The 22,267-nt window shown below is 67.8% G+C and carries 21 protein-coding genes and 1 tRNA gene; 10 read left to right on the top strand and 12 right to left on the bottom strand.

Features of this window, described 5'->3' with window-relative positions; all coding sequences use genetic code 11:
* From ACMUOO_RS10495 to ACMUOO_RS10485, 3 genes are all read right to left on the bottom strand, one after another.
* On the bottom strand, positions 1-312 hold a 312-nt coding region (locus tag ACMUOO_RS10495; protein WP_413855182.1), incomplete at its 3' end, for a hypothetical protein.
* 167 nt (positions 313-479) lie between these two features.
* Positions 480-773 (bottom strand): hypothetical protein, encoded by a 294-nt coding sequence (locus tag ACMUOO_RS10490; protein ID WP_301918053.1) that lies wholly within the window; start codon positions 771-773, stop codon positions 480-482.
* A gap of 19 nt (positions 774-792) precedes the next feature.
* Positions 793-3,615: a glutamine-synthetase adenylyltransferase gene (locus ACMUOO_RS10485; RefSeq protein ID WP_301918004.1), complete on the bottom strand. Its 2,823-nt coding sequence runs from the start codon at positions 3,613-3,615 to the stop codon at positions 793-795.
* 103 nt (positions 3,616-3,718) lie between these two features.
* On the opposite strand from ACMUOO_RS10485, the gene ACMUOO_RS10480 reads away from it, so the two are divergent.
* The 5 genes from ACMUOO_RS10480 to ACMUOO_RS10460 all read left to right on the top strand — a co-directional run bounded on the left by ACMUOO_RS10480 (position 3,719) and on the right by ACMUOO_RS10460 (position 8,364).
* Positions 3,719-4,207 carry a YbaK/EbsC family protein gene (locus tag ACMUOO_RS10480; protein ID WP_301918003.1) on the top strand — a complete coding sequence of 163 codons (489 nt, stop codon included), beginning with the start codon at positions 3,719-3,721 and terminating at the stop codon, positions 4,205-4,207.
* Positions 4,208-4,317: 110 nt separating this feature from the next.
* A complete protein-coding gene (locus tag ACMUOO_RS10475) occupies positions 4,318-4,779 on the top strand; it encodes a DUF2852 domain-containing protein (RefSeq protein WP_301918002.1) in 462 nt (153 codons plus the stop codon).
* A gap of 173 nt (positions 4,780-4,952) precedes the next feature.
* Positions 4,953-5,789, top strand: coding sequence for an arginyltransferase (locus ACMUOO_RS10470; protein ID WP_301918001.1), 837 nt, complete (start codon positions 4,953-4,955; stop codon positions 5,787-5,789).
* Between the two features lie 161 nt (positions 5,790-5,950).
* On the top strand, positions 5,951-6,535 hold the full coding sequence (locus ACMUOO_RS10465) for a TRAP transporter small permease subunit (protein ID WP_301918000.1): 585 nt from the start codon (positions 5,951-5,953) through the stop codon (positions 6,533-6,535).
* Positions 6,532-8,364 carry a TRAP transporter large permease gene (locus ACMUOO_RS10460; RefSeq protein WP_301917999.1) on the top strand — a complete coding sequence of 611 codons (1,833 nt, stop codon included), beginning with the start codon at positions 6,532-6,534 and terminating at the stop codon, positions 8,362-8,364. Before ACMUOO_RS10465 ends, ACMUOO_RS10460 begins: the two co-directional genes overlap by 4 nt.
* 87 nt (positions 8,365-8,451) lie before the next feature.
* On the opposite strand, the gene ACMUOO_RS10455 is transcribed toward ACMUOO_RS10460, so the two are convergent.
* From ACMUOO_RS10455 to gstA, 5 genes are all read right to left on the bottom strand, one after another.
* Positions 8,452-9,558, bottom strand: coding sequence for a TRAP transporter substrate-binding protein (locus tag ACMUOO_RS10455; protein ID WP_301917998.1), 1,107 nt, complete (start codon positions 9,556-9,558; stop codon positions 8,452-8,454).
* A 135-nt stretch (positions 9,559-9,693) separates the two neighbouring features.
* A complete protein-coding gene (locus ACMUOO_RS10450) occupies positions 9,694-10,143 on the bottom strand; it encodes a DMT family transporter (RefSeq protein ID WP_301917997.1) in 450 nt (149 codons plus the stop codon).
* On the bottom strand, positions 10,140-10,361 hold the full coding sequence (locus ACMUOO_RS10445; RefSeq protein WP_301917996.1) for a tautomerase family protein: 222 nt from the start codon (positions 10,359-10,361) through the stop codon (positions 10,140-10,142). Before ACMUOO_RS10445 ends, ACMUOO_RS10450 begins: the two co-directional genes overlap by 4 nt.
* A gap of 15 nt (positions 10,362-10,376) precedes the next feature.
* Positions 10,377-10,751, bottom strand: coding sequence for a nuclear transport factor 2 family protein (locus tag ACMUOO_RS10440; RefSeq protein ID WP_301917995.1), 375 nt, complete (start codon positions 10,749-10,751; stop codon positions 10,377-10,379).
* Positions 10,752-10,765: 14 nt separating this feature from the next.
* Positions 10,766-11,371 carry a glutathione transferase GstA gene (gstA, locus tag ACMUOO_RS10435; protein WP_301917994.1) on the bottom strand — a complete coding sequence of 202 codons (606 nt, stop codon included), beginning with the start codon at positions 11,369-11,371 and terminating at the stop codon, positions 10,766-10,768.
* Between the two features lie 121 nt (positions 11,372-11,492).
* Here gstA and ACMUOO_RS10430 point away from each other — a divergent pair, with 121 nt between their 5' ends.
* From ACMUOO_RS10430 to ilvN, 5 genes are all read left to right on the top strand, one after another.
* Positions 11,493-11,846 (top strand): winged helix-turn-helix transcriptional regulator, encoded by a 354-nt coding sequence (locus ACMUOO_RS10430; RefSeq protein WP_301917993.1) that lies wholly within the window; start codon positions 11,493-11,495, stop codon positions 11,844-11,846.
* A gap of 107 nt (positions 11,847-11,953) precedes the next feature.
* Entirely contained in the window at positions 11,954-12,898 is a 945-nt protein-coding gene (locus ACMUOO_RS10425) for a calcium/sodium antiporter (RefSeq protein ID WP_301917992.1), read from the top strand.
* A gap of 302 nt (positions 12,899-13,200) precedes the next feature.
* Positions 13,201-14,955, top strand: a complete 1,755-nt coding sequence (locus ACMUOO_RS10420; RefSeq protein WP_301917991.1) for an acetolactate synthase 3 large subunit — start codon at positions 13,201-13,203, stop codon at positions 14,953-14,955.
* Between the two features lie 34 nt (positions 14,956-14,989).
* The gene (locus ACMUOO_RS10415; protein ID WP_301917990.1) at positions 14,990-16,369 is read left to right on the top strand and encodes an arylsulfotransferase family protein; all 1,380 of its coding nucleotides are present in this window, start codon (positions 14,990-14,992) and stop codon (positions 16,367-16,369) included.
* 36 nt (positions 16,370-16,405) lie between these two features.
* A complete protein-coding gene (gene ilvN / locus ACMUOO_RS10410) occupies positions 16,406-16,966 on the top strand; it encodes an acetolactate synthase small subunit (protein WP_301917989.1) in 561 nt (186 codons plus the stop codon).
* A 65-nt stretch (positions 16,967-17,031) separates the two neighbouring features.
* On the opposite strand, the gene ACMUOO_RS10405 is transcribed toward ilvN, so the two are convergent.
* The 4 genes from ACMUOO_RS10405 to ACMUOO_RS10390 form a co-directional block, all read right to left on the bottom strand.
* Positions 17,032-17,265 carry an EF-hand domain-containing protein gene (locus tag ACMUOO_RS10405; protein WP_301917988.1) on the bottom strand — a complete coding sequence of 78 codons (234 nt, stop codon included), beginning with the start codon at positions 17,263-17,265 and terminating at the stop codon, positions 17,032-17,034.
* Between the two features lie 317 nt (positions 17,266-17,582).
* The gene (locus ACMUOO_RS10400) at positions 17,583-21,266 is read right to left on the bottom strand and encodes a vitamin B12-dependent ribonucleotide reductase (protein ID WP_413855176.1); all 3,684 of its coding nucleotides are present in this window, start codon (positions 21,264-21,266) and stop codon (positions 17,583-17,585) included.
* Between the two features lie 516 nt (positions 21,267-21,782).
* Positions 21,783-21,859 (bottom strand) — tRNA-Pro (locus ACMUOO_RS10395).
* A gap of 45 nt (positions 21,860-21,904) precedes the next feature.
* Positions 21,905-22,267: DUF192 domain-containing protein (locus ACMUOO_RS10390; protein ID WP_413855174.1), on the bottom strand; the 363-nt coding region annotated here is incomplete at its 5' end.

Genomic DNA, 22,267 nt, shown 5'->3' with positions numbered 1-22,267 from the left:
CCCCGACGCGGCAACGGCCCCGCTGCCTGCCGCGACGCCCATAAGGGCGAAGACCAGCGCATAGCGCCCGCGGTTGCGGCGCAGATCGAGCACTGCGAGCACCGCATCCTGCCGGTCCGTCGCCGGGGCCCTGTGCGGCGGTCGCGCTGCCGCGCTTACCGCCACCGCGAAGGCGAGGAAACCGAGCGAGAGGAGCACCGCAGGCGCGAGGGCCGGGGTGCTTGCGGCTGCGAGCCCGGCGATTGCGGCGGCAACCGCCTGTCCCGGAAGGAGCCAGACGAGAAAGAGCCGGATGGGGCGGAATGCGGGCATGGCGACATCGCGGATGACAGTTGCGGAACCTGCGTATCTGCCGATATGGGCATCGCCGTGGCGTCGCGGGGTCGCGCCGGGATCAATTCGGCGGCATTTGCGTCCCCGCGCGACGGGTTTTCGCCCGGCCTCCACGGCACTCCGGCGGCAAGCGCCCCGGCGCCCGCTCAGTCCGCGCGCCGGCCGTCCTGGGGGCGCACCGACCGCCCCATCCGCCCGCCCCGGCGCATCGCCTGCGGCGCCGCGCCAAGCCCGGCTTCCAGCACGGGGTTCATGGGATGGCCGGGATGGACGGCGGCATAGGTGGCCAGAAGCGCGCGCAGTGCCTCGGCCGTGTCGGTTCCGGGCGCAAGGCTCAGCGCCCAGTCGAGGAAGATCGAGCGGCATTCGCCCCCGGTGATGCCCTCGATCGCGTAGCTTTCCCGCACGAGTCCCTTGGGATCGGCCACTTTCAGTTCCATCGCCTTGCGTCCCATCCCGTCATGTCCCCAGATCCCCGCCCGCGCCCGGGGCGGCCCCTTCGGGGACCGTGCCAAGAGCCTTGTCGATGATGCCGGCCGCCTGCGCCGTCTGAAGGCCAAGCTGCGACGCAAGGGCGGCGATATCCGACATGCCGGTCTCGCGCAGAAGGAAGGCCCGACCACCCTCGCCCACCGCCGCCATGTCCAGCGGCTTCTGGGTCAGCAGCCGCCCGCCCGCCTGGAGCCGCCAGAGGAAGCGGTAGGCTTCCTGTAGCGCGGCTTCGTCGGACGCGGCGAGAAGGCCCGCCCTGAGGCCCGCGCGCAGTTGCGGCTCCACCCGCCGCGCGGGGGCCGCGGCGCGGAGCGCGCAGGATTGTGCCAGAAGCTCGATGTCCTGCAGCCGGCCGGGGCCGATCTTCGCCTCCCATTTGCCGTCCGGGGCCTTGGCCGCGAAGATCCGGGCGCGCATCTCCGCGGTGTCGGGCAGGACGCGCGGGTCGGTGCCCGTTGCGGCAAGAACGGCGATGCGGATCGCCTCCACCTCCGCGGCGAGTGCGGGATCGCCGGCGACCGGGCGGGCGCGGGTCAGCGCGAGATGCTCCCAGGTCCAGGCCTCGGTCATCTGGTAGTCGCGGAAGCTCTGGACCGAGGTTGCCACCGGCCCCTGCCGGCCCGAGGGCCTGAGCCGCATGTCCACCTCGTAGAGCCGTCCGTCCGCCATCGGGGCCGTGAGCGCGGTGACCAGCGCCTGGGTGAGGCGCGCGTAATAGGCCCGTGCGGCGAGAGGGCGCTTTCCTTCCGAGGCCTCGGCCCCGGCGGCATCGTAGATGACGATGAGATCGAGGTCCGAGGCCGCGTTCAACCGCTCCGCCCCGAGCGACCCCATGCCGAGCACGACCGCGCCGCGCCCCGGCGGCGCCCCGTGCTTGGACGCGAAATCGGCGACGACGACCGGCCAGAGCGCGGCCAGCACCGCGCCGGCAAGGTCGGCGTATTCGCGCCCCGCAACCGAGGCGTCGATCAGCCCCCGCAGATGGTGGACGCCGATGCGGAAGTGCCATTCCCGCGTCCAGACCCGTGCGGCGGTGAGCCGCGCCTCGTAGTCCGCGACCCCCGCAAGTCGCCGCGAAAGCTCGGCGGCGAGCGCCTCGGCGCCCGGCCAGTCGGCGAAGAAGTCGCCGCCGATCACCGCGTCGAGAACGGCGGCATTGCGCGACAGGTATTGCGCAAGTCCCGGTGCGGTTGCGCAAATGTCAACAATCAGGTCGATCAATTGCGGATTGGCGTCAAAGAGCGAAAAGAGCTGCACCCCCGCCGGCAATCCGCCGAGGAAGCCGTCGAACTGCCTCAGGGCCTCGGCGGGACTGGCGGCGCGGGAAAGCCGGCTCAGGATTTCGGGCTGCACGCGCTTGAAGATCGACACCGCGCGCTCGGACCGGAGCGCCGGATAGGCGCGCCAGCCATCGACGACGGCCCGGGTCTCTGCGTCCATCTCGGGGCCCGTGCGCGTCTCGCCGGGGGCAAAGAAGCCCTCGGTCAGGTCCGCCACCCGTTCCAGGCGTGCCTTGAGGCCCTCGCGGAACCGCCGCGTGTCGCCCTCGCCGCACATCCGGGCGATGCGATCGAAGCCTTCGGACGACGCGGGCAGCGCATGGGTCTGGGCGTCGCCCACCATCTGCACGCGGTGCTCCACCTCCCGGTGGGCGCGATAAAGCGCGGTGAGTTCCGTCGCATCCGCCTCCGGCACCCAGCCCTTCACGGCGAGCGCGGCGAGCCCGCCCACGGTGTCGCGGAGCCGGAGGTCGGGGTCGCGCCCGCCGGCGATGAGCTGGCGGGTCTGGGTGAAGAACTCGATCTCGCGGATGCCGCCCGGCCCGAGCTTCATGTCGTGACCTTCGAGTGCGATCGGCCCGTGGAGACCCTTGTGGTCGCGGATGCGAAGCCGCATGTCGTGGGCATCCTGGATGGCCGCGAAGTCGAGGTGGCGGCGCCAGACGAAGGGAGTGAGGGCGTCAAGGAACCGCTCGCCCGCCGCGATGTCGCCCGCTGCCGCGCGCGCCTTGATGTAGGCCGCGCGCTCCCAGGTGCGGCCCTGCGCCTCGTAATACTGTTCGGCCGCCGACATGGAGATGCAGACGGGCGTCACCGAGGCGTCGGGCCTGAGGCGCAGGTCGGTTCGGAAGACGTAGCCCTCCGCCGTCATGTCGGAAAGAAGTGCCGCCATCCGGCGCACCACCCGGATCAGCGCCGCCCGCGCCTCCGGCACGTCCGCGCCCGGATAGCGGCTGTCGTCGAAAAGACAGATGAGGTCGATGTCGGAGGAATAGTTGAGTTCCCCCGCCCCCATCTTGCCCATGGCGAGCGCCACAAGCCCGGCGGCGGTCGCGGCATCCGTCTCCGTGGCGCCGGGAATTCGGTCGCGCCGGATCTCGGCTGCGACGAGGGCGCGGAAGGCGAGGTCCACCGCCCGGTCGGCGAGCCCGGTCAGGGCCCCCGTGACCGACTCCAGCGGCCAGACTCCGCCGAGGTCGGCAAGCCCGGCGAGAAGCGCCACCCGGCGCTTGGCGCGGCGGAGTTCCGAGCCGAGCGCATCGGCCCCCTCCACGCCGTCCAGCCGCCCGAGTTCCGCCGCAAGCGCCGCCTCCGGCGCGCCGGCGAGCGCCTCTTCCAGCCAGTCCGCCTCCCTCAGCATGAGGCCGCACAGATAGGGGCTGCAACCGGCCGTTCCCTCCAGGAGGGCGCGCAGGTCGGCAGGCAGGCAGGCGAACCGCGCCAGCACCTCCTCGGCGCGGGCGGGTTCATAGGGGATCGGGCTGCGGGCGAGGCGGGACGCGAAGCTCATGGCGCGACAGTAACGGGCCACGGGGAGCCGTCAATCGCCCCCCGCTTGCGCATCCCGCCGCGACCGGGTTCAGTGGCAAGGTGTCGGAACTCGGGAGCAAGGAATGAGCAAGAGCCTGAAGCGGGTGGCGGATGCGCTGGCGACGGCCGGGGTTGACGCGACGATCCTGGAAATGCCGGGCGAGACGCGCACCGCCCAGCAGGCCGCCGATGCCGCGGGTTGCGTTCTCGACCAGATCGTGAAGTCGATCATCTTCCGGGGCGAGGCGTCGGGCCACATCGTCCTCTTCCTCACCGCAGGCGGCAACCGAGTGAGTCCGGCCCTGGCGAGCGCGGTGGCGGGCCAGACACTCGGCAAGGCGGACGCCGACCTCGTCCGCGCCGAGACCGGTTTCGCCATCGGCGGGGTGGCCCCTGTGGGCCACATCGTCCCCGTGCCGACGTTCTTCGACCCGCGCCTGCTCGACTTCCCGACGGTCTGGGCCGCCGCGGGGACGCCGCGGCACATCTTTCCCATCGCGCCGGCGCTGCTCCTGTCGGTCACTGGCGCCAAGGTTGCAGCGTTCGCCGAGGCGGCGGCCGCCGGCGCATGATGTAAATTTCTTTCACATTGCCTCTTGACGCCGCCCGATCGCAATCCGATCTTGCGTGATGTGAAACACATTCACATCAACCCCGCGTCAAACCCACGGAGGAAACCCGCATGTCCACCATCGCCGCCTGGCCCGGTCGCGCCGAAGCCTGGCTCGACGATCGCGGCAAGGGCGCCTGGATCGTCGCCATGGTGCTCGGCTTCATCGCCTTCTGGCCCATCGGCCTCTTCATCCTCGGCTACATGATCTGGAGCAAACGCATGTTCTCGAAAGGCTGCGGCTGGGGCCGCCACAATGCGCACCACGACATGGCCCGCACCTGGGCGAACCGGCACGGGTTCCGCTCTTCCGGCAACACCGCCTTCGACGCCTACAAGGCCGACACGCTCGACCGTCTCGAGCGCGAACAGGAGGAGTTCGAGGCCTTCCTGAAGCGCCTGCGCGAAAGCAAGGACAAGGCCGAGTTCGACCAGTACCTCGATGAACGCGCCCGCGCTGCCCGCGACGAAAGCGCGCGGCGGGCCGAGGACGGCCAGACCGGCGGCGGCGAGGGAAATGGCGGCCGCTACTGAGCCGGAACGGACCCTTGCTGGCCACGGCCCGGACCGCTCCGGGCCGTTCGCCTTGTCTGGGGGGCCGGATCGGCCGGATTGTACCGAACAGAAGGCTTGGCGGAAATCGACCTGCTTGCTAACGTCGGCGCAGCCGACCATCCGAAGCCCGAAAGCCTGATCCGACGCCGGCCATGCGCCACACGCTGCCCATCGCGCCCCAGTTCTACGTGACGGCCCCGCAGCCCTGCCCCTATCTCGAGGGCCGGTCTGAGCGGAAATTGTTCACCGCGCTCCAGGGCGACAATGCCGAGCGGCTGAACGACGCGCTTTCCAAGCAGGGATTCCGGCGCTCCCAGAACGTGCTCTACCGCCCTTCCTGCGCCGAATGCGCGGCCTGCCTTTCGGCGCGCATCCGGGTGGCGGACTTCGTGCCGAACCGCAGCCAGCGCCGCACGATCCGCAGGAACGCCTACCTGCGCCGCGACGCGACGAGCCCTTGGGCGACCGAGGATCAGTACGCGCTCTTCCGCCGCTACCTCGACAGCCGTCATTCCGACGGCGGGATGGCCGACATGGACATCTTCGAGTTCGCCGCGATGATCGAGGAGACGCCGGTCAAGAGCCGCGTCATCGAGTATTCCGCAGCCCCGGACGAACCGGGCGGTCGGCGGAAGCTGACGGCCGTCTGCCTGACCGACGTGCTCGATGACGGCCTGAGCATGGTCTACAGCTTCTACGAGCCCGACAAGGCGGGCGACAGCCTCGGCACCTACATCATCCTCGACCACGTCGATCTCGCCCGCCGTACCGGCCTTCCTTACGTCTATCTCGGCTACTGGGTGCCCGGGAGCCGCAAGATGGGCTACAAGGCGGGTTTCGGCGCGCTCGAGATCTACAAGAACGGACGCTGGCAGGACATCGGTGACCCGGCCGACCATTCCGGCGACACCCATCCCCTTTCCGTCGATCCGATCGCCGAACAGGTCGCGCGCATCGCGCTTCCGGAGGCACGCCCGACCCGCGGCTGACGGCGGGCCGCAGTCGCCCCCCCGCGGCGCGATGCGGCCCCGGCCGAGAATTTCCCTCGCGGCAGATGCCGGCTTTGGGCACTCGTGGTTAGACCGATCCGGCGGGACGTTCTATAAAAACCGGACCGGACCGTCGAATCCGGAAAAAACGGGGAGGCCACATGCAAGTATTGCTGGCGCTGTCGCGCCTGATCGACCGCATCAACGAGACGATAGGCAAGTCCGTCGCCTGGCTCATCCTGATCGCGATCTTCGTCTCGGCGGTGAACGCGAGTGTCCGGAAACTCTTCAACACCTCGTCCAATGCCTGGCTCGAACTGCAGTGGTATCTCTACGGCGCGGCCTTCATGCTGGCGGCCGCCTACACGCTGAAGCAGAACGAGCACATCCGCATCGACATCGTCTACGGCCGCTGGTCCCGGCGCACGCAGCACTGGATCGACCTCTTCGGGCATGTCTTCTTCCTGATGCCGTTCGTGCTCCTGATGACCTGGTTCTTCACCCCCTACGTCCTGCAGTCGTTCCGTTCGCAGGAGGTGTCCACCAACGCCGGCGGGCTGATCATCTGGCCGGCGAAGGCGCTGCTGCTGATCGGCTTCGCCCAGCTCTCCCTTCAGGGGTTTTCGGAAATCATCAAGAAGATCGCCGTCATGCGCGGCCTGATCGAGGATCCCCACCCCTTCGTCTCCGCCCATGAGGCGGCAGAACGGGAAGGCGAGACTCTGGTCTCGGAGATCCGCAAATGATGGAATTCATCGCCCTGAACATGGCGCCCATCATGTTCGCCTCGCTCGTGATCTTCCTTCTGCTCGGCTATCCGGTGGCCTTCGCACTGGCCGCGAACGGGCTCCTGTTCTTCTTCATCGGCGTGGAGCTTGCCCCCCTTTCGGAAGGCGCGATCAACCTGTCCTGGCCGCTGCTGAACACGATGCCGGGCCGGCTCTGGGGGCTCCTGTCCAACGAGACGCTGCTGGCCATCCCGTTCTTCACCTTCATGGGAATCGTCCTCGAACGCTCGGGCATGGCCGAGGACCTGCTCGACACCGTGGGCCAGCTCTTCGGGCCGGTGCGCGGCGGCCTTGCCTATGCGGTGATCATCGTCGGCGCCCTGCTCGCCGCCACGACCGGCGTCGTCGCGGCGAGCGTCATTGCCATGGGGCTCATCTCGCTCCCGATCATGCTCCGCTACGGATACGACCGGCGGGTCGCATCCGGGGTGATCGCAGCCTCGGGCACGCTGGCGCAGATCATCCCGCCCTCGCTCGTCCTCATCGTGCTCGCCGACCAGCTCGGCCGCTCGGTCGGCGACATGTACAAGGGCGCGCTGATCCCGGGCCTCGTGCTGACCGGCATCTACATGTCTTACGTGCTGCTCGTCTCGATCATCCGGCCAAGCTGGGTTCCGGCCCTGCCGCCCGAGGCGCGAACGCTTGGCAGCGGAGTCCTGTCGCTTCTCATCGCTCTCGCCGCCAGTGTCGGCGTCGGCTATGCCGCCTACCTCTGGCTCGAACCGACGCATGGCGCCAACGCCGACATTCTCGCGGCGACCCTCGGCGTGGTGGCCGTCTATGTCGCGGCGCTTCTCGACCGGACACTCGGCCTGAACCTGATGTCGCGGCTGGCCCAGCAGGTCGTGATCGTCCTCATCCCGCCACTCGCGCTGATCTTCCTCGTGCTCGGCACGATCTTCCTCGGCATCGCCACCCCGACCGAAGGCGGGGCCATGGGCGCCGTCGGCGCGCTGGTGCTGGCGGCGATGAAACGGCGGCTGAGCCTGTCGGTCATCAGCCAGGCGCTGACGTCGACCACGCGGCTCTCGGCCTTCGTCATGTTCATCCTGGTCGGCGCGCGGGTGTTCTCCCTCACCTTCTACGGCGTCAACGGCCATATCTGGGTCGAGCACCTCCTCACCTCGCTGCCGGGCGGCGAGACCGGCTTCCTGATCGCGGTGTCGATCCTGGTCTTCCTCCTCGCCTTCTTCCTCGATTTCTTCGAACTCGCCTTCATCATCGTGCCGCTTCTCGCCCCTGCGGCGGAACGGCTGGGCATCGACCTGATCTGGTTCGGCGTCATCCTCGGGGTGAACATGCAGACCTCGTTCATGCACCCGCCTTTCGGCTTCGCGCTCTTCTACCTGCGGTCCGTCGCGGCGAAGGCGCCCTATCTCGACAAGGTCACGGGCCGGCAGATGGCGCCCGTGACGACGGGCCAGATCTACTGGGGCGCCGTGCCCTTCGTCTGCATCCAGGTCGTCATGATCGGGGTCGTGATCGCCTTCCCGCAGCTGGTGATGCACTACAAGGGCAAGCCGGTCGACACATCGAATGTGACGATCCAGATTCCCGGCATCGGCGGCGGACTGGGCGGGGGGTTGGGCGGAGGGCTGGGCGGCGGCCTCGGCGGAGGGCTGGGTGGCGGATTGGGCGGAGGGCTGGGTGGCGGTCTCGGCGGCGGCACTCCGTCGCCCGCCGCCCCGGGTCAGCCGCCTCTGGGCCAACCGCAGATCGGCCAGCCGTCTCTGGGGCAACCTCCTCTGGGGCAACCGCAGATCGGCCAGCCTCCGGCGTCCAACTGAGCGGCGAAGCAAGGACGCCCCCGGAAACGGAAAACACCCCGCGGATCGCTCCGCGGGGTGTTGCCATTTGCGGGCCTTGCGCCCTTCTCAGAGCTTGCCGGCGTTCTGCTGGAGCATCATGAAGGTGTCATAGTTGTATTCGGCGACCTGCGCCCAGGTGTAGTACTCCGACCGGAAGGCCTTGATCGACTGCCAGAGCTTGGCGAAGGCCGGGTTGGTCGCCTCCATCTCGGCGTAGACCTCGTTGGCAGCGTTGAAGCAGGCTTCGAGGATCTCGGGCGAAAACGGGCGCAGCTGCGCCCCGTTGGCCACCAGCGACTTGATCGCCGCCGGGTTCTTGTAGTCGTACTTCTGCAGCATGTCGGCGTCGACACCCTGGCTGACCGACTTCAGAAGCGACTGGTACGTCGGCGGCAGTTCCTCGAACTTCGCCTTGTTGAACATGAAGTGGACGGTCGGACCGCCTTCCCACCAGCCGGGATAGTAGTAGTAGGGCGCGACCTTGTAGAAGCCGAGCTTTTCGTCGTCATAGGGGCCGACCCATTCGGCGGCGTCGATGGTGCCCTTTTCGAGCGCGGGATAGATGTCGCCGCCGGCGATCTGCTGCGGCACGACGCCGAGCTTCGACATGACCCTGCCGGCGAAACCGCCGACCCGCATCTTCAGGCCCTGCATGTCGGCGACCGTGTTGATTTCCTTGCGGAACCAGCCGCCCATCTGGACGCCGGTATTGCCGCCCGGAAGGGCATAGAGGCTGTGCTGCGCGAGGTATTCGTTGTAAAGGTCGATGCCGCCGCCGTGGTAGTGCCAGGCATTGATGCCGCGCGCCGACAGCGAGAACGGCACGGCCGCGGCGACGGCGAAGGCCGGGTCCTTGCCGAAGTAGTAGTAGCCGACCGTATGGCAGGCCTCGACGTTCCCGGCGCCGACCTCGTTTGCGGCCTCAAGGCCCGGGACGATCTCGCCCGCGGCGAAGACCTGGATCTGGAAGTTGCCGTCGGTCGCTTCCGTGATGCGCTGCGACAGGACCTCGGCGCCGCCGTAGATCGTGTCGAGCGATTTCGGGAAGGACGAGGTCAGGCGCCAGGTGACCTTCGGGGTAGACTGGGCGATGGCGGGCGCCGCGAGCGTGGCGCCCGCCGCGGCCGCCGTGCCGCCGACGGCGGCTTTCGTCAGGAATGAACGACGATCCATGGAAACCTCCCTTTCGGTGTGATCTTGACCAGCGGCACTCCCTCCGGGGGCCGGTGACGGAAGGACTTTACACGCCCCTAAGGTCCTGTCCAGCATGGATAAGCCACGCAAGCGCAGGTTACCGGGCGTCAGGTGTCAGCCGCGCTGGGTCAGGATGACGCCGATCGCCATGAAGGCGAGGCCGGCGGCCCGCACCGGCGTGACGTCGCGCACCATCGCCCCCATCAGCCCCCACTGGTCGATGACCGCGGCCGAGAGGAGTTGCCCCAGAAGCACCCACATGATCGCGTTACCCAGACCGAAGCGCGGCGCGACCCAGGTGATGGAAAGCACGTAGAAGGCGACGAGAAGGCCCGCGAGGAAGAGGTGTTTCGGCTGGTCCGCCGCAGCCGACAGTGCCGCGGTCCCCCGCGTCGCGAACATCGTCAGCGCGGCGCCGAGAAACGCCACCACGAAGAGGATCGTCGCGGCCGCCGCGGGCGAGCCGAGGCGCGATCCAAGCCGCGCGTTGAGGGCGGCCAGGACCGGAATGCCGATCCCCGCCAGGGCCATCACGGCTGCGTAGCGCAGGTTTTCGGATGTCATCTTGCCTCGTCTTTCTGCCGCGCAAGCGCGCGGAATTCCGTCACCGGCAGGCCGCCCACGCCCCAGTCCTCCAGCGCGACCTCGTCGATGACGACATGCGTCGTCGCGGGGGATCTCCCCAGCACGCGGACCAGAAGCTCGGTCGTGCCGCGGATCAGGTCGGCCTTCTGCGCCGGCGTGGCGCCCTCGCGGGTGATCCTGATGTTGACGTATGGCATTGTCCATCCTCCCTGTCAGCGGGTGCGCGCCTCGGCATGAAAGACCTTGGCGATGATCTGCCAGCGGCCGTCGAGAAGGACAAGCGTGAGGCAGTCGGTGAAGTAGGTCCCGCCGATGGCGCAGGTCACCACCGCCGTCGCCGTCACCGGGCCGGCGAAGGCGATGGAGACGATCCGGTCCGCCCGGGGTTCCCCCCGCGAAGCCGGCGAAGGCCGGGCGTCGACGACGGGGAAATACTCCCCCATCGTCCGGTGCAGGAGCGTCCCGTCGCTGGCCGAGGCATAGAGCGCCTGCGGGTGGAACACGCGGGCAAGCCGCGCGGTATCCGAATGGTGGAGTCCGTCGAAATAGGTGCCCAGCACCTCGGTCACGGCGGCGAAGTCGCTCATGTGCCTTCCCCTTCTCAGATCAGGCCTTCGGCCTTCAGCGTCGCCTGCGTCGCCGGGCGGGCCGCGACGCGCGCCACGTAGTCCTTCAGCCGCGGCCAGCCGTCGAGCGCGATGCCGGTGAAGTTCGCCCAGTTGGCAACGACGAAGGCATAGGCGTCGGCAATTGTGAAATCGCCGCCGGTGAGATAGGCCCGGCCGTCGGCCAGCCGCGCCTCGAGCCAGTCGAGCTTCGCCGCCACGGTCCTGCGCGCGGCAGCCTGGCCGGCCTCGTCCAGGGCGGGATTGAAGAGCGGGCTGAAGGCCGGGTGCAGTTCGGAACTCGTGTAGGTCAGCACCTCGTTCACGCGCGCCCGTGCCAGCGTGCCCGCCCGCGGCGCGAGCGTCTCGGCCCCCGCGGCATCGGCCACGAACTGCAGTATCGCCGGACCTTCGGTCAGCACCTCGCCGTCGAGCGCCAGCGCCGGCACCTTGCCCTTGGGGTTCACCGAAAGGAAGTCGGTGCCGTCCGCGGTCTTCTTCGACCGCGTGTCGACGCGCTCGGTCTCGAACGGGCGGCCGATCTCGGTCAGCACGATGTGCGAGGCCATCGAGCAGGCACCGGGGGAGTAGTAGAGTTTCATCGCAGTCTCCATATCGTTGGTCGGTGCGGGGACGGATAGCGCACAATGGTAACATTTGGAAACCACCTTACTTGATGTAACCGCAATTTGGTGGTAACTCCCCGGTAACCCGGAGACCGCCATGGCCCTGAAACGCCGCAGGAACGCAGCCCCGAATCCCCAGTGCCCCCTCGCCGCCTGCATGGCGCTCATCGGCGGCGCCTGGACGCCGAACGCGATCTGGTACCTGTCCGGCGGGCCGCGCCGGTTCTCCGAACTCAAGACCGACATGGCGCCGGTCTCGGCCAAGATGCTGACCCAGCGCCTGCGCGAGATGGAGGAAAATGGCATCGTCTCGCGCCGGGTCGTGCCCACCTCGCCGCCTTCGGTCGAGTACGAACTGACCCCGCTTGGGGCGGAGCTTCTGCCGGCGATCCGCGCCATCGCCGATGTCGGCATGAGGCTGAAGGCGCGCAGCGCCGCAAACGCCGCCTGATCCCGCCCGGCAACAGCGCGCCGCCGGCGTTGCCCCGGCACCGCCCCTCCCCCTTGCAAAACCGCCCGCGGCACCGATCTAGGTCCGACAGCAGTGCGGAGGGGATCGTGGTCTATCTGATGTTCGCGGCGGGGCTCGTCGGCCTCTTCGTCGGTGGCGAGTTCCTGATCCGGGGGTCGGTCGCGGTCGCGCAGCGCCTGATGGTCCCGCCGCTCGTCATCGGGCTGACGATCGTCGGCTTCGGCACCTCCTCGCCGGAACTTCTGGTCTCGGTTCAGGCGGCACTCGCCGGATCGCCGGCCATCGCCATCGGCAACGTCGTCGGCTCGAACATCGCGAACATCCTGCTGATCCTCGGCCTTTCCGCGCTCATCATCGTGGTGCCGATCCCGCTGGCACCGATGCGTCGGGACTATGCCGTGATGATCGCGGCGACGCTTATCCTCTGGGCGATGCTCCTGTCCGGAACCGTGACGCGCGGTTTCGGCGCCTTGCTTGTCGCGGGGCTCGGGCTCTACCTCTGGAAGGCGCTGACAGGGACCAGGGCTCCCGGCGCGAAGGAACCGGACATCGATCCGGCGATTGCCGCGGCCGCGGTGGCCCCGCCGCTCTGGAAAAGCCTTCCCGCCGTGCTCGCGGGCCTTGTCATCCTCATGGTCGGCGCCCGGCTCCTGGTCGACAGCGCGACCGAGATCGCGCGCGCTTTCGGGGTCAGCGAGGCGGTGATCGGCCTGACCATCGTCGCCATCGGAACCTCGCTGCCGGAGCTTGCGACCTCGATTCTCGCGGCGATCCGCCGTCAGCCCGAGATCTCCGTGGGCAACATACTCGGCTCGAACATCTTCAACGTCTTCTGCATCCTCGGCGTGACGGCGCTGATTGCGCCCATCCCGGCCGATCCGCGCTTCGCGCGACTCGACATGGTGGTTGCCCTGGCCGCCGCGCTTGCGATGCTGGCACTTGCTGCGATGCGGGGAAAGGTCGGCCGGTTCGGCGGCGCGGGACTTCTGGCCGGCTACGCCGGATACCTCGCGCTCGTGGGGCAACCCTAGCGCAGAGCCCCCCGGAATGCGGAATCTGTCCGGATTGCGCGGGACGGCGAAAGAAAATGTGCCGAGAATGGGCGTCTGCGACACTTTATTCCGGATTTTGCCGGTTGACGCCCCCCGCGCACGCAAATAATGTCCGCCGCACAGCAGCAAGGGAGCCTCGTGGGCGATGACCCCGATCCTCGTAGAGCTTGAGGTTTGGCGCATGGGCCGGTGACGGTTGACCATGATGGTTCCCATGCGCCCCCGAACGGCCCTCGGGGGCTTTTTCTTGTGCAAGTTACGGCACGGACGGAGAGACGAAGATGTCGCGGCAGATGACCGGTGCGAAGATGGTGGTTCAGGCGCTCAAGGACCAGGGCGTCGAGGTGGTCTTCGGCTACCCCGGCGGCGCGGTGCTGCCGATCTATGACGAGATTTTCCAGCAGAACGACATCCGCCACATCCTCGTCCGCCACGAACAGGGCGCGGTCCACATGGCCGAAGGCTACGCCCGCTCGACGGGCAAGGTCGGCTGCGTCCTCGTGACCTCGGGCCCCGGCGCCACCAACGCCGTCACCGGCCTGACCGACGCCCTGATGGATTCGATCCCCCTCGTCTGCCTCACCGGACAGGTGCCCACCTTCATGATCGGCACCGACGGCTTCCAGGAGGCCGACACGGTCGGCATCACCCGCCCCTGCACCAAGCACAACTGGCTGGTGAAGGACACCGAGCAGCTGGCCGAGACGATCCACCAGGCCTTCCACGTCGCCCGTTCCGGCCGCCCCGGGCCGGTGCTGATCGACATCCCGAAGGACGTGCAGTTCGCGACCGGCACTTACCGCGCCCCGCGCGAGGCGAAGGTCAGCCACTACCAGCCGAAGATGAAGGGCGACATCGCGGCGATCACCGCGCTGGTGGAGCTTATGGAGAAGGCGGAACGCCCGATCTTCTACACCGGCGGCGGCGTCATCAACTCCGGCCCGGCCGCGAGCCAGCTTCTGCGCGAACTCGTGGACGCGACGGGCTTCCCGGTGACGTCGACGCTGATGGGCCTCGGCGCCTACCCGGCGAGCGGGAAGAACTGGCTCGGGATGCTCGGGATGCACGGGCTCTACGAGGCCAATCTTGCCATGCATGGCTGTGACCTGATGATCAACCTCGGGGCGCGCTTCGACGACCGCATCACCGGCCGCATCCCGGATTTCTCGCCGCGCTCGAAGAAGGCGCATGTCGACATCGACCCTTCCTCGATCAACAAGGTAATCCATGTCGATGTCGCCATCACGGGCGACGTCGGTCATGTGCTGGAAGACCTGCTGAAGGTCTGGAAGGCGCGCGGGCGCAAGGTGAACAAGGAGGGTCTCGCGAAGTGGTGGGGCCAGATCGAACAGTGGAAGCTGAAGAAGTGCCTCAGCTACAGGAACTCGCAGAAGACCATCAAGCCGCAATATGCGCTTGAGCGGTTGGAGGCACTGACCAGGGGCCGCGACCGCTACGTCACGACCGAGGTCGGCCAGCACCAGATGTGGGCGGCGCAGTTCCTCGGCTTCGAGGCGCCGAACCGCTGGATGACGAGCGGAGGCCTCGGCACGATGGGCTACGGCCTGCCCGCCTCCATCGGCGTGCAGATCGCCCACCCGGATGCCCTCGTCATCAACGTCGCGGGCGAGGCGTCGTGGCTGATGAACATGCAGGAGATGGGCACGGCCGTGCAGTTCCGCGCGCCCGTGAAGCAGTTCATCCTGAACAACGAACGGCTCGGCATGGTGCGCCAGTGGCAGCAGTTGCTGCATGGCGAGCGCTACTCGCAGTCCTGGTCCGAAAGCCTGCCCGATTTCGTCAAGCTCGCCGAAGCCTTCGGCTGCAAGGGGGCGAAGGTCGACAGCCCGAAGGACATGGATGACGCGATCATGGCGATGATCGAGTATGACGGGCCCTATATCCTCGACGTTCTGGTCGAGAAGCACGAGAACTGCTTCCCGATGATCCCGTCGGGCAAGCCGCACAACGAGATGCTCCTGGGCGACGCCTCGACCGAAGGCGCGATCCAGGCGGGCGGCGCGGTGCTGGTATAGGGGCGCACGCGGGGGGCGTCGGACAGGGCGGGTCATGGGCGACGGGCAGCGCGACGGCAGCAGGACCGTTTCGGCCGTCGCGGGGATCGCACTCCTCGCGGCGGGGGCGTTCGGCTACGGGCTCTGGTCCGGGGCGACGGGGGGCTGGGCCTACCGGGCGGTCATGTCGCTTCTCGACACCGCGGGACTCGCGCTTTCCGAAGTGCCGAACCTCGTCGGAAGCGAGCCGGTCGATTTCCTCCAGCCGGCGCGCCACGCCGGGCAAGGCGTGACGCTGAACGTGGTCGCCGATGACCGGCTCATCGCGATCGCGGGCTTCTTCGACGGACAGAACGGCATCCGGCTGATGCGACGGGACGGGACCCTCGTTGCCGCGTGGACGTTGCAATTCTCGCGCGACTTCCCCGAGACGGCCTATCTCGAGGACCGCGCGCCGCAGACCGACTGGAACGTCGATCTCCACGGGCTGGTCGTGAACCCCGACGGGTCGGTGGTGGTCAACTACGAATACGCCGGCCTCATCAAGCTCGACCGCTGCGGGCGCAGGGAATGGACGCTGGAGCACGCCACGCACCACTCGGTCGAGAAGGCCGAGGGCGGCGGCTACTGGGTGCCGGGGCTCCGGCTTCTTCACCCCGGCCGGATGGAGGACGCGTTCCCGCCCTTCACCGACATGAAGGGCGTGCCCTACATCCTCGACAACCTGATCCTGAAGGTGAGCGAGGACGGGGAGATCACGCAAGCGAAGTCGGTGCCGCGCATCCTTTTTGACAACGGCATGGAGCCGATCCTGACTGCGAACGGGATGAGCTTCTTCGCCACCGGACGCTGGAACGACGAGATCGTCCATATGAACAAGATCGCCGAGCTGCCGGCGGCGATGGCCGCTGCCTTCCCCCAGTTCGCGCCGGGCGACCTGCTGCTCTCGCTGCGCGAGCAGAACATGCTTCTCGTCGTCAGCCCCGGCGACTGGCGGGTGAAGTGGCATCAGGTCGGCCCCTGGCGGCGCCAGCACGACCCGGAGTTCATGCCCGACGGGACGATCGCGCTTTTCAACAACAACGCATACCGGACCCTCCTCGGCGAGCGCGACACGAGTCCCGTCGACGGGCCCTTCGTGTCCGAGATCGGGCGCGTAGACCCACGGACCGGCGCCTATGAAGACCTCTGGGGCAACCGTCCGGGCCAGGCGATGCTGAGCGTGATCCGCGGCAAGCAGGAACCGCTGGCGAGCGGCGGCTTCCTCGTGACAGAGTTCGAGGCCGGACGGGCCTTCGAGACCGATGCGGACGGAATGATCGTCTGGGAATACGTCAACCACTACGACGGCACCCGCGTGGCCGAGATCACCGAGGCGCGGTCCTACCCCGCCTCCTATTTTACCGTGACCGACTGGTCCTGCCCGGCGCCCTGACGGGACGGCGGCCAGGCCGAAGAGGAAGGAAGAGAGATGTCGCCGCTCAACATCAAGAAGGGCTCCACCAGCCATTCCGCCTACGACCTGCGCGACCCCAACGCGCAGGCGATCGAGCGCCACACGCTCGCCGTGCTCGTGGACAACGAGGCGGGCGTGCTTGCCCGTGTCATCGGTCTCTTCTCGGGGCGCGGCTACAATATCGACAGCCTCACGGTCGCCGAGGTGGACCACCAGGGCCACCGCTCGCGCATCACCGTGGTCACGCGCGGCACGCCCGCAGTGATCGAGCAGATCAAGGCGCAGCTCGGCCGGCTGGTTCCCGTTCACGACGTCCACGACCTGACAGTGGAAGGCCCGGCGGTGGAGCGGGAACTCGCGCTCTTCAAGGTCACGGGCACCGGAGAGAAGCGCATCGAGGCACTGAGGCTGGCCGAGATCTTCCGCGCCAATGTCGTCGACTCCACTCTGCAGAGCTTCGTCTTCGAGATGACCGGCACGTCGGAGAAGATCGACGCCTTCGCCGAACTCATGCGGCCGCTCGGCCTTTGCGACGTCGCGCGCACCGGCGTCGCGGCGCTGTCGCGCGGCGCCTGAGCCCCGGATGCGAAACGGGCGCCCTTTGCGTGGCGCCCGCTTCCGAGGGTCCCGTGAGTGTGGGATCAGTTGGCGAGCACACCCTGTTCGCGCGCCGCCGCAAGCTCGTCGGCATCCACCGAACCGTCGCCGTTCACGTCGACCTGGGCGAACACGTCGGGCGTCATGTCCGGGTAGGCCGCCGTCAGTTCCTCGATCGAGTAGCTGCCGTTGCCGTCGGTATCGGTCACGACCGTCTGCGCCTGTGCCGCACCGGCGAGCGCGAGGCCGAACACGAGGGCCGAAATCGTCCTGTTCATCCGTCTCTCCTTTTTCGCGGTCCCGGATCGCCCGGCGCGCTTGCCCTGAATCTGGGGGGCGGGGCCGCCGGGCGCAAGGACCGTTGCAGGGGGAGAAGTCGCCTTTTTCTCCCCCGTTAGGCAATAACATCGGGGGGTTTCCGCCGGTTCCGGCAGAAAGACGCCGCGCGAAAAGAAGAAGGGGGGCCGTTGCCCCCCAGTTTCGCCGTTCAGGCTCGTCATTGTTACCGCTCGGTTTCTGCCTGCGGCCTGAACGTCGTCGGGGGCGAGCGCACCCGCCCCGGAACCCCGCCCCCGCGCAAGCGGGGGCCGGTATCTCAGCTGCACCCGCTCGTCGCGCCGCAGGTGTTGCACTTCATGCAGGTGCCGTTGCGCACCAGCGTGTAGTTGCCGCATTCGCCGCAGGCCTCGCCCTCGTAGCCCTGCATCTTCGCCTTGGCGCGGGCGTCCATCGTGACCGTGCCGGAGGCGAGCGCGGTGGCGCCGCCGCCGAAGGCCGCCTGCGCCGTCACAGGAACGAGCGTGTTGAGTGCCGCGACCGGGTCGCCCGACAGCGCCATCGCCCCCATCCCGCCCTGCAGGACCACGAGTTCCTGCGGCAGGCGCTTGCGCATGTAGCCGGTGGAGGCGACCTGCTTCAGCACTTCGAGCGATTTCGACGCCGTCCGCTCGCTCGGCTCGGCGACATTCGCCTGCGCCTCGTAGGCGCCGCCGCCGAGATCGTCGAAGCTCGCGCCCACAGGCTTTACATGCGCCAGATCGGTGCGGTCGAGGTAGGAAACCGCCAGTTCGCGGAAGATGTAGTCGAGGATCGAGGTCGCCGACTTGATCGAGTCGTTGCCCTGAACCATGCCCGCCGGCTCGAACTTGGTGAAGGTGAAGGCATCGACGAATTCCTCAAGCGGAACACCGTATTGCAGGCCGACGCTCACCGCGATTGCGAAGTTGTTCATCATCGCCCGGAAGCCCGCACCCTCCTTGTGCATGTCGATGAAGATCTCGCCGAGCTGGCCGTCCTTGTATTCGCCGGTCCTGAGGTAGACCTTGTGGCCGCCGACGATCGCCTTCTGGGTATAGCCCTTGCGGCGTTCCGGCAGCTTTTCGCGGTGGCTGCGGACGATTTCCTTGACGATGATCTTCTCGACGATCTTCTCGGCCAGCACGGCGGCCTTTTCCTGGGCGGAGCCGGAGGCAAGGATCTCCTCCGCCTCCTCGTCATCCTCCACCAGCGCCGCGGCGAGCGGCTGGCTGAGCTTCGAGCCGTCCCGGTAAAGCGCGTTGGCCTTGATGCCGAGCGACCAGGAAAGCTCGTAGGCGGCGAGCGTCTCCTCGATGGTGGCGTTGTTCGGCATGTTGATGGTCTTGGAGATGGCGCCCGAGATGAAGCTCTGCGCCGCCGCCATCATGGTGATGTGGCTGTCGACCGAGAGGAAGCGCTTGCCGGTCTTGCCGCAGGCATTGGCGCAGTCGAAGACCGCATAGTGCTCGGGCTTGAGGTGCGGCGCGCCCTCCAGCGTCATCGTCCCGCAGACATGATCGTTCGCGGCCTCGACCTGCGCCTTGGTGAAGCCGAGGTGGCGCAGGAGGTCGAAGGTCGGGTCGGCGAGCTTTTCGGCAGGAATGCCAAGGGTTTCGCGGCAGAAGCTCTCGCCCAGCGTCCACTGGTTGAAGACGAAGCGGATGTCGAAGGCCGAGGGCAGCGCCGCCTCGATCTTCTCAAGCTCCGCCTGGCCGAAGCCGTGGCCGATGAGGGACGTGTGGTTGATGCCGGGGCAGTTGCCAAGGCTGGCGTGACCCACGGCATAGGCGATGATCTCCTCGATCTGGGCCGAGCCGTAGCCTAGCGTTTCCAGCGCCGCGGGAACCGAGCGGTTGATGATCTTGAAGTAACCGCCGCCGGCGAGCTTCTTGAACTTGACGAGCGCGAAATCCGGCTCGATCCCGGTGGTGTCGCAGTCCATGACAAGGCCGATCGTGCCGGTGGGCGCGATCACCGTCGCCTGCGCGTTGCGGTAGCCGTGCTTCTCGCCCAGCGCCAGCGCCTCGTCCCAGGCGGATTTCGCAAGCGCGACAAGGCCCTGGTCCGGGCAGCTCGCGTGATCGAGCGGCACGGGTTTCACCGCCAGCGCCTCGTAGCCGTCGGTCTTGCCATAGGCGGCGTTGCGGTGGTTGCGGATCACGCGGAGCATGTGCGCGGCGTTCCTGGCATAGCCGGGGAAAGCGCCCAGTTCGCCGGCCATTTCGGCCGAGGTGGCGTAGCTTACGCCGGTCATCACCGCCGTCAGCGCGCCGCAAAGCGCGCGGCCCGCGTCCGAGTCATAGCCGAGCCCCATGTTCATCAGGAGGCCGCCGATATTGGCGTAGCCGAGGCCGAGCGTGCGGAAGTCGTAGGACCGCTGGGCGATCTCCCTCGACGGGAACTGCGCCATGAGGACGGAGATTTCCAGCGTCACGGTCCAGAGTCGCGTGGCATGGACATAGGCTTCGGCGTCGAACCTGCCGTCCTTGTGGAAGGTCAGGAGGTTCATCGACGCAAGGTTGCAGGCGGTGTCGTCGAGGAACATGTATTCCGAACAGGGGTTGGAGCCCCGGATCGCGCCATCCTCCGGGCAGGTGTGCCAGGCGTTGACGGTATCGTGGAACTGGATGCCGGGGTCGGCGCAGGCCCAGGCGGCGTGGCCGACCTGCTGCCAGAGATCGCGGGCCTTCACGGTCTTGGCGACCTTGCCGTCGGTCCGGCGGATCAGTTCCCAGTCGGCGTCGTCCTTCACCGCCCTGAGGAAGGCGTCGGTGACGCGGACGGAGTTGTTGGAATTCTGGCCGGAGACCGATGCATAGGCTTCGCTGTCCCAATCCGTGTCGTAGGTCGGGAATTCGATGCTCCCGTAGCCCTGCTTCGCGTAATCGAGCACGCGCTTGACGTAAGTCTCGGGGATCATTGCCTTCTTGGCGCCCCGGATCGCCGCCTTCAGCGCCGCGTTCCTGGCCGGATCGACCGAATCCTCGCTTGCGCCGTCCCACTGGCGGATCGCCGCGAAGATCTCATTCAACTGCCTTTCATGGACCTTGGAGCCGGCCACCAGCGAGGCCACCTTCTGCTCCTCGATGACCTTCCAGTTGATGAACTGTTCGATGTCCGGGTGATCCATGTCGCAGATCACCATCTTGGCGGCGCGCCGCGTGGTGCCGCCCGACTTGATCGCCCCCGCCGCGCGGTCGCCGATCTTGAGAAAGCCCATCAAACCGCTGGACTTGCCGCCACCCGACAGCTTCTCGCCCTCGCCCCGGAGCGAGGAGAAGTTGGTGCCGGTGCCCGACCCGTATTTGAAGAGCCGCGCCTCACGGACCCAGAGGTCCATGATGCCGCCGTCATTCACCAGGTCGTCCGAGACCGACTGGATGAAGCAGGCGTGCGGCTGCGGATGCTCGTAGGCGCTCTCGGACTTCACCAGCTTGCCGGTGACGTGATCGACGTAGAAGTGGCCCTGGCTCGGCCCGTCGATGCCATAGGCCCAATGGAGGCCGGTGTTGAACCACTGGGGCGAGTTCGGCGCGGCCATCTGTTCGGCCAGCATGAAGCGCATCTCGTCGTAATAGGCCTGCGCGTCGCCTTCGGAGGTGAAGTAGCCGCCCTTCCAGCCCCAATAGGCCCAGGCGCCGGCGAGGCGGTCGAAGACCTGACGGGCCGAGGTCTCGCCGACAAAACGCTCACCCTCCGGCAGGTCGGCCAGCGCGGCCTCGTCCGCGACCGAACGCCAGAGGAAGTGCGGCACGCCCTTTTCCTTCACACGGCGAAGCCGCGCCGGCACGCCCGCCTTGCGGAAATACTTCTGGGCGAGCACGTCGGACGCAACCTGGCTCCAGCCCTCCGGCACCTCGACGGCGTCGTTGCGGAACACGATCTTGCCGTCGGGATTTCGGATTTCCGAGGTGGTCGTCGCGAAGGCGATGCTTGCGTAGGCATCCTGCCCGGCCCGGGTGAATCTGCGTTCGATCTTCATTTCTGCCCCATCGTTCCAGCGTTATGCGGCGCGCCCCTTCAGAGAACGTCTTGCCGCGCAGGTGCCGTTGAGGCGTGATCGTTCAAACATCCCCGCCCGCGGTGTGTGCGCGCACCGCGTTCCGGCGTTGTCGCCGCCGGACTAGTCTTGGGGTGGTCTCCCGTCCCGCCGCCACTAAATCTTGTGGCTTTTTCTTCGGCCCGCACAAATTGACGTAGGAACGGGGGGCCGGTCAACAGATTTTTCACGTTTCCGTGCAGAGATTTCAGCTTGACGCGGCAAGGCGGGAAATCGCCGGCGGAGCACATCGATTCATGCACAGACCCCCGCCCCCGGAGACGGCCTGCAAATTTGCTTGCCCCGCGCCGGGTTGGCCGCGCCTCCTGCGATCCCGGGTGAAAACCGTCCACAGACAGGGGCGGCAGAGGGGCCGCGGACAGGGCAAGGTGCCGACCGGCCGGAGCCGGGCGCGCAAGGCCCGGGGGACGGGTCGGGGGGGCGGGACTTGGTCGGAACTGGTCGGGGCGGCGAGATTCGAACTCACGACCTACGGTACCCAAAACCGTCGCGCTACCAGACTGCGCTACGCCCCGACGTTTCGTTCCTAGCCGCTCGCCCGTCCGAGGGAAAGACCCAAGCTAGTCGCAGGGCCAGAGCGCGCCGGCCTGGGCAAGGCGCGGGTGGCGCAGCTCCGCCCCCTCGGCCAGCCCGAGTCGCGACGCAAGCCCGCCCTGTATCTCGAGGACCATCAGCGTCGCCGCAGGCCCGGGGATCGGCGTGACATCGCCCGGCACCGCATTGGCATGGACCCCGTTTACCCGGCCGTCGGCGCCGATGAACACCATGTCGAGCGGAATGAGCGTGTTCTTCATCCAGAACGACACCGCCTGAGGGCGCTCGTAGATGAAGAGCATCCCGGCGCTCGGCCGCAACTCCTGCCGGAACATCAGCCCTTGGGCGCGCTCGGCCTCGTCGTCCGCGATCTCGACCGAGAAGCGCGC

Origin of the sequence: Albidovulum sp. (assembly GCF_041919395.1) — a bacterium.
In the GTDB taxonomy this organism is placed as follows: domain Bacteria; phylum Pseudomonadota; class Alphaproteobacteria; order Rhodobacterales; family Rhodobacteraceae; genus Albidovulum.
This window is presented reverse-complemented; position numbering and strand designations above follow the sequence as displayed.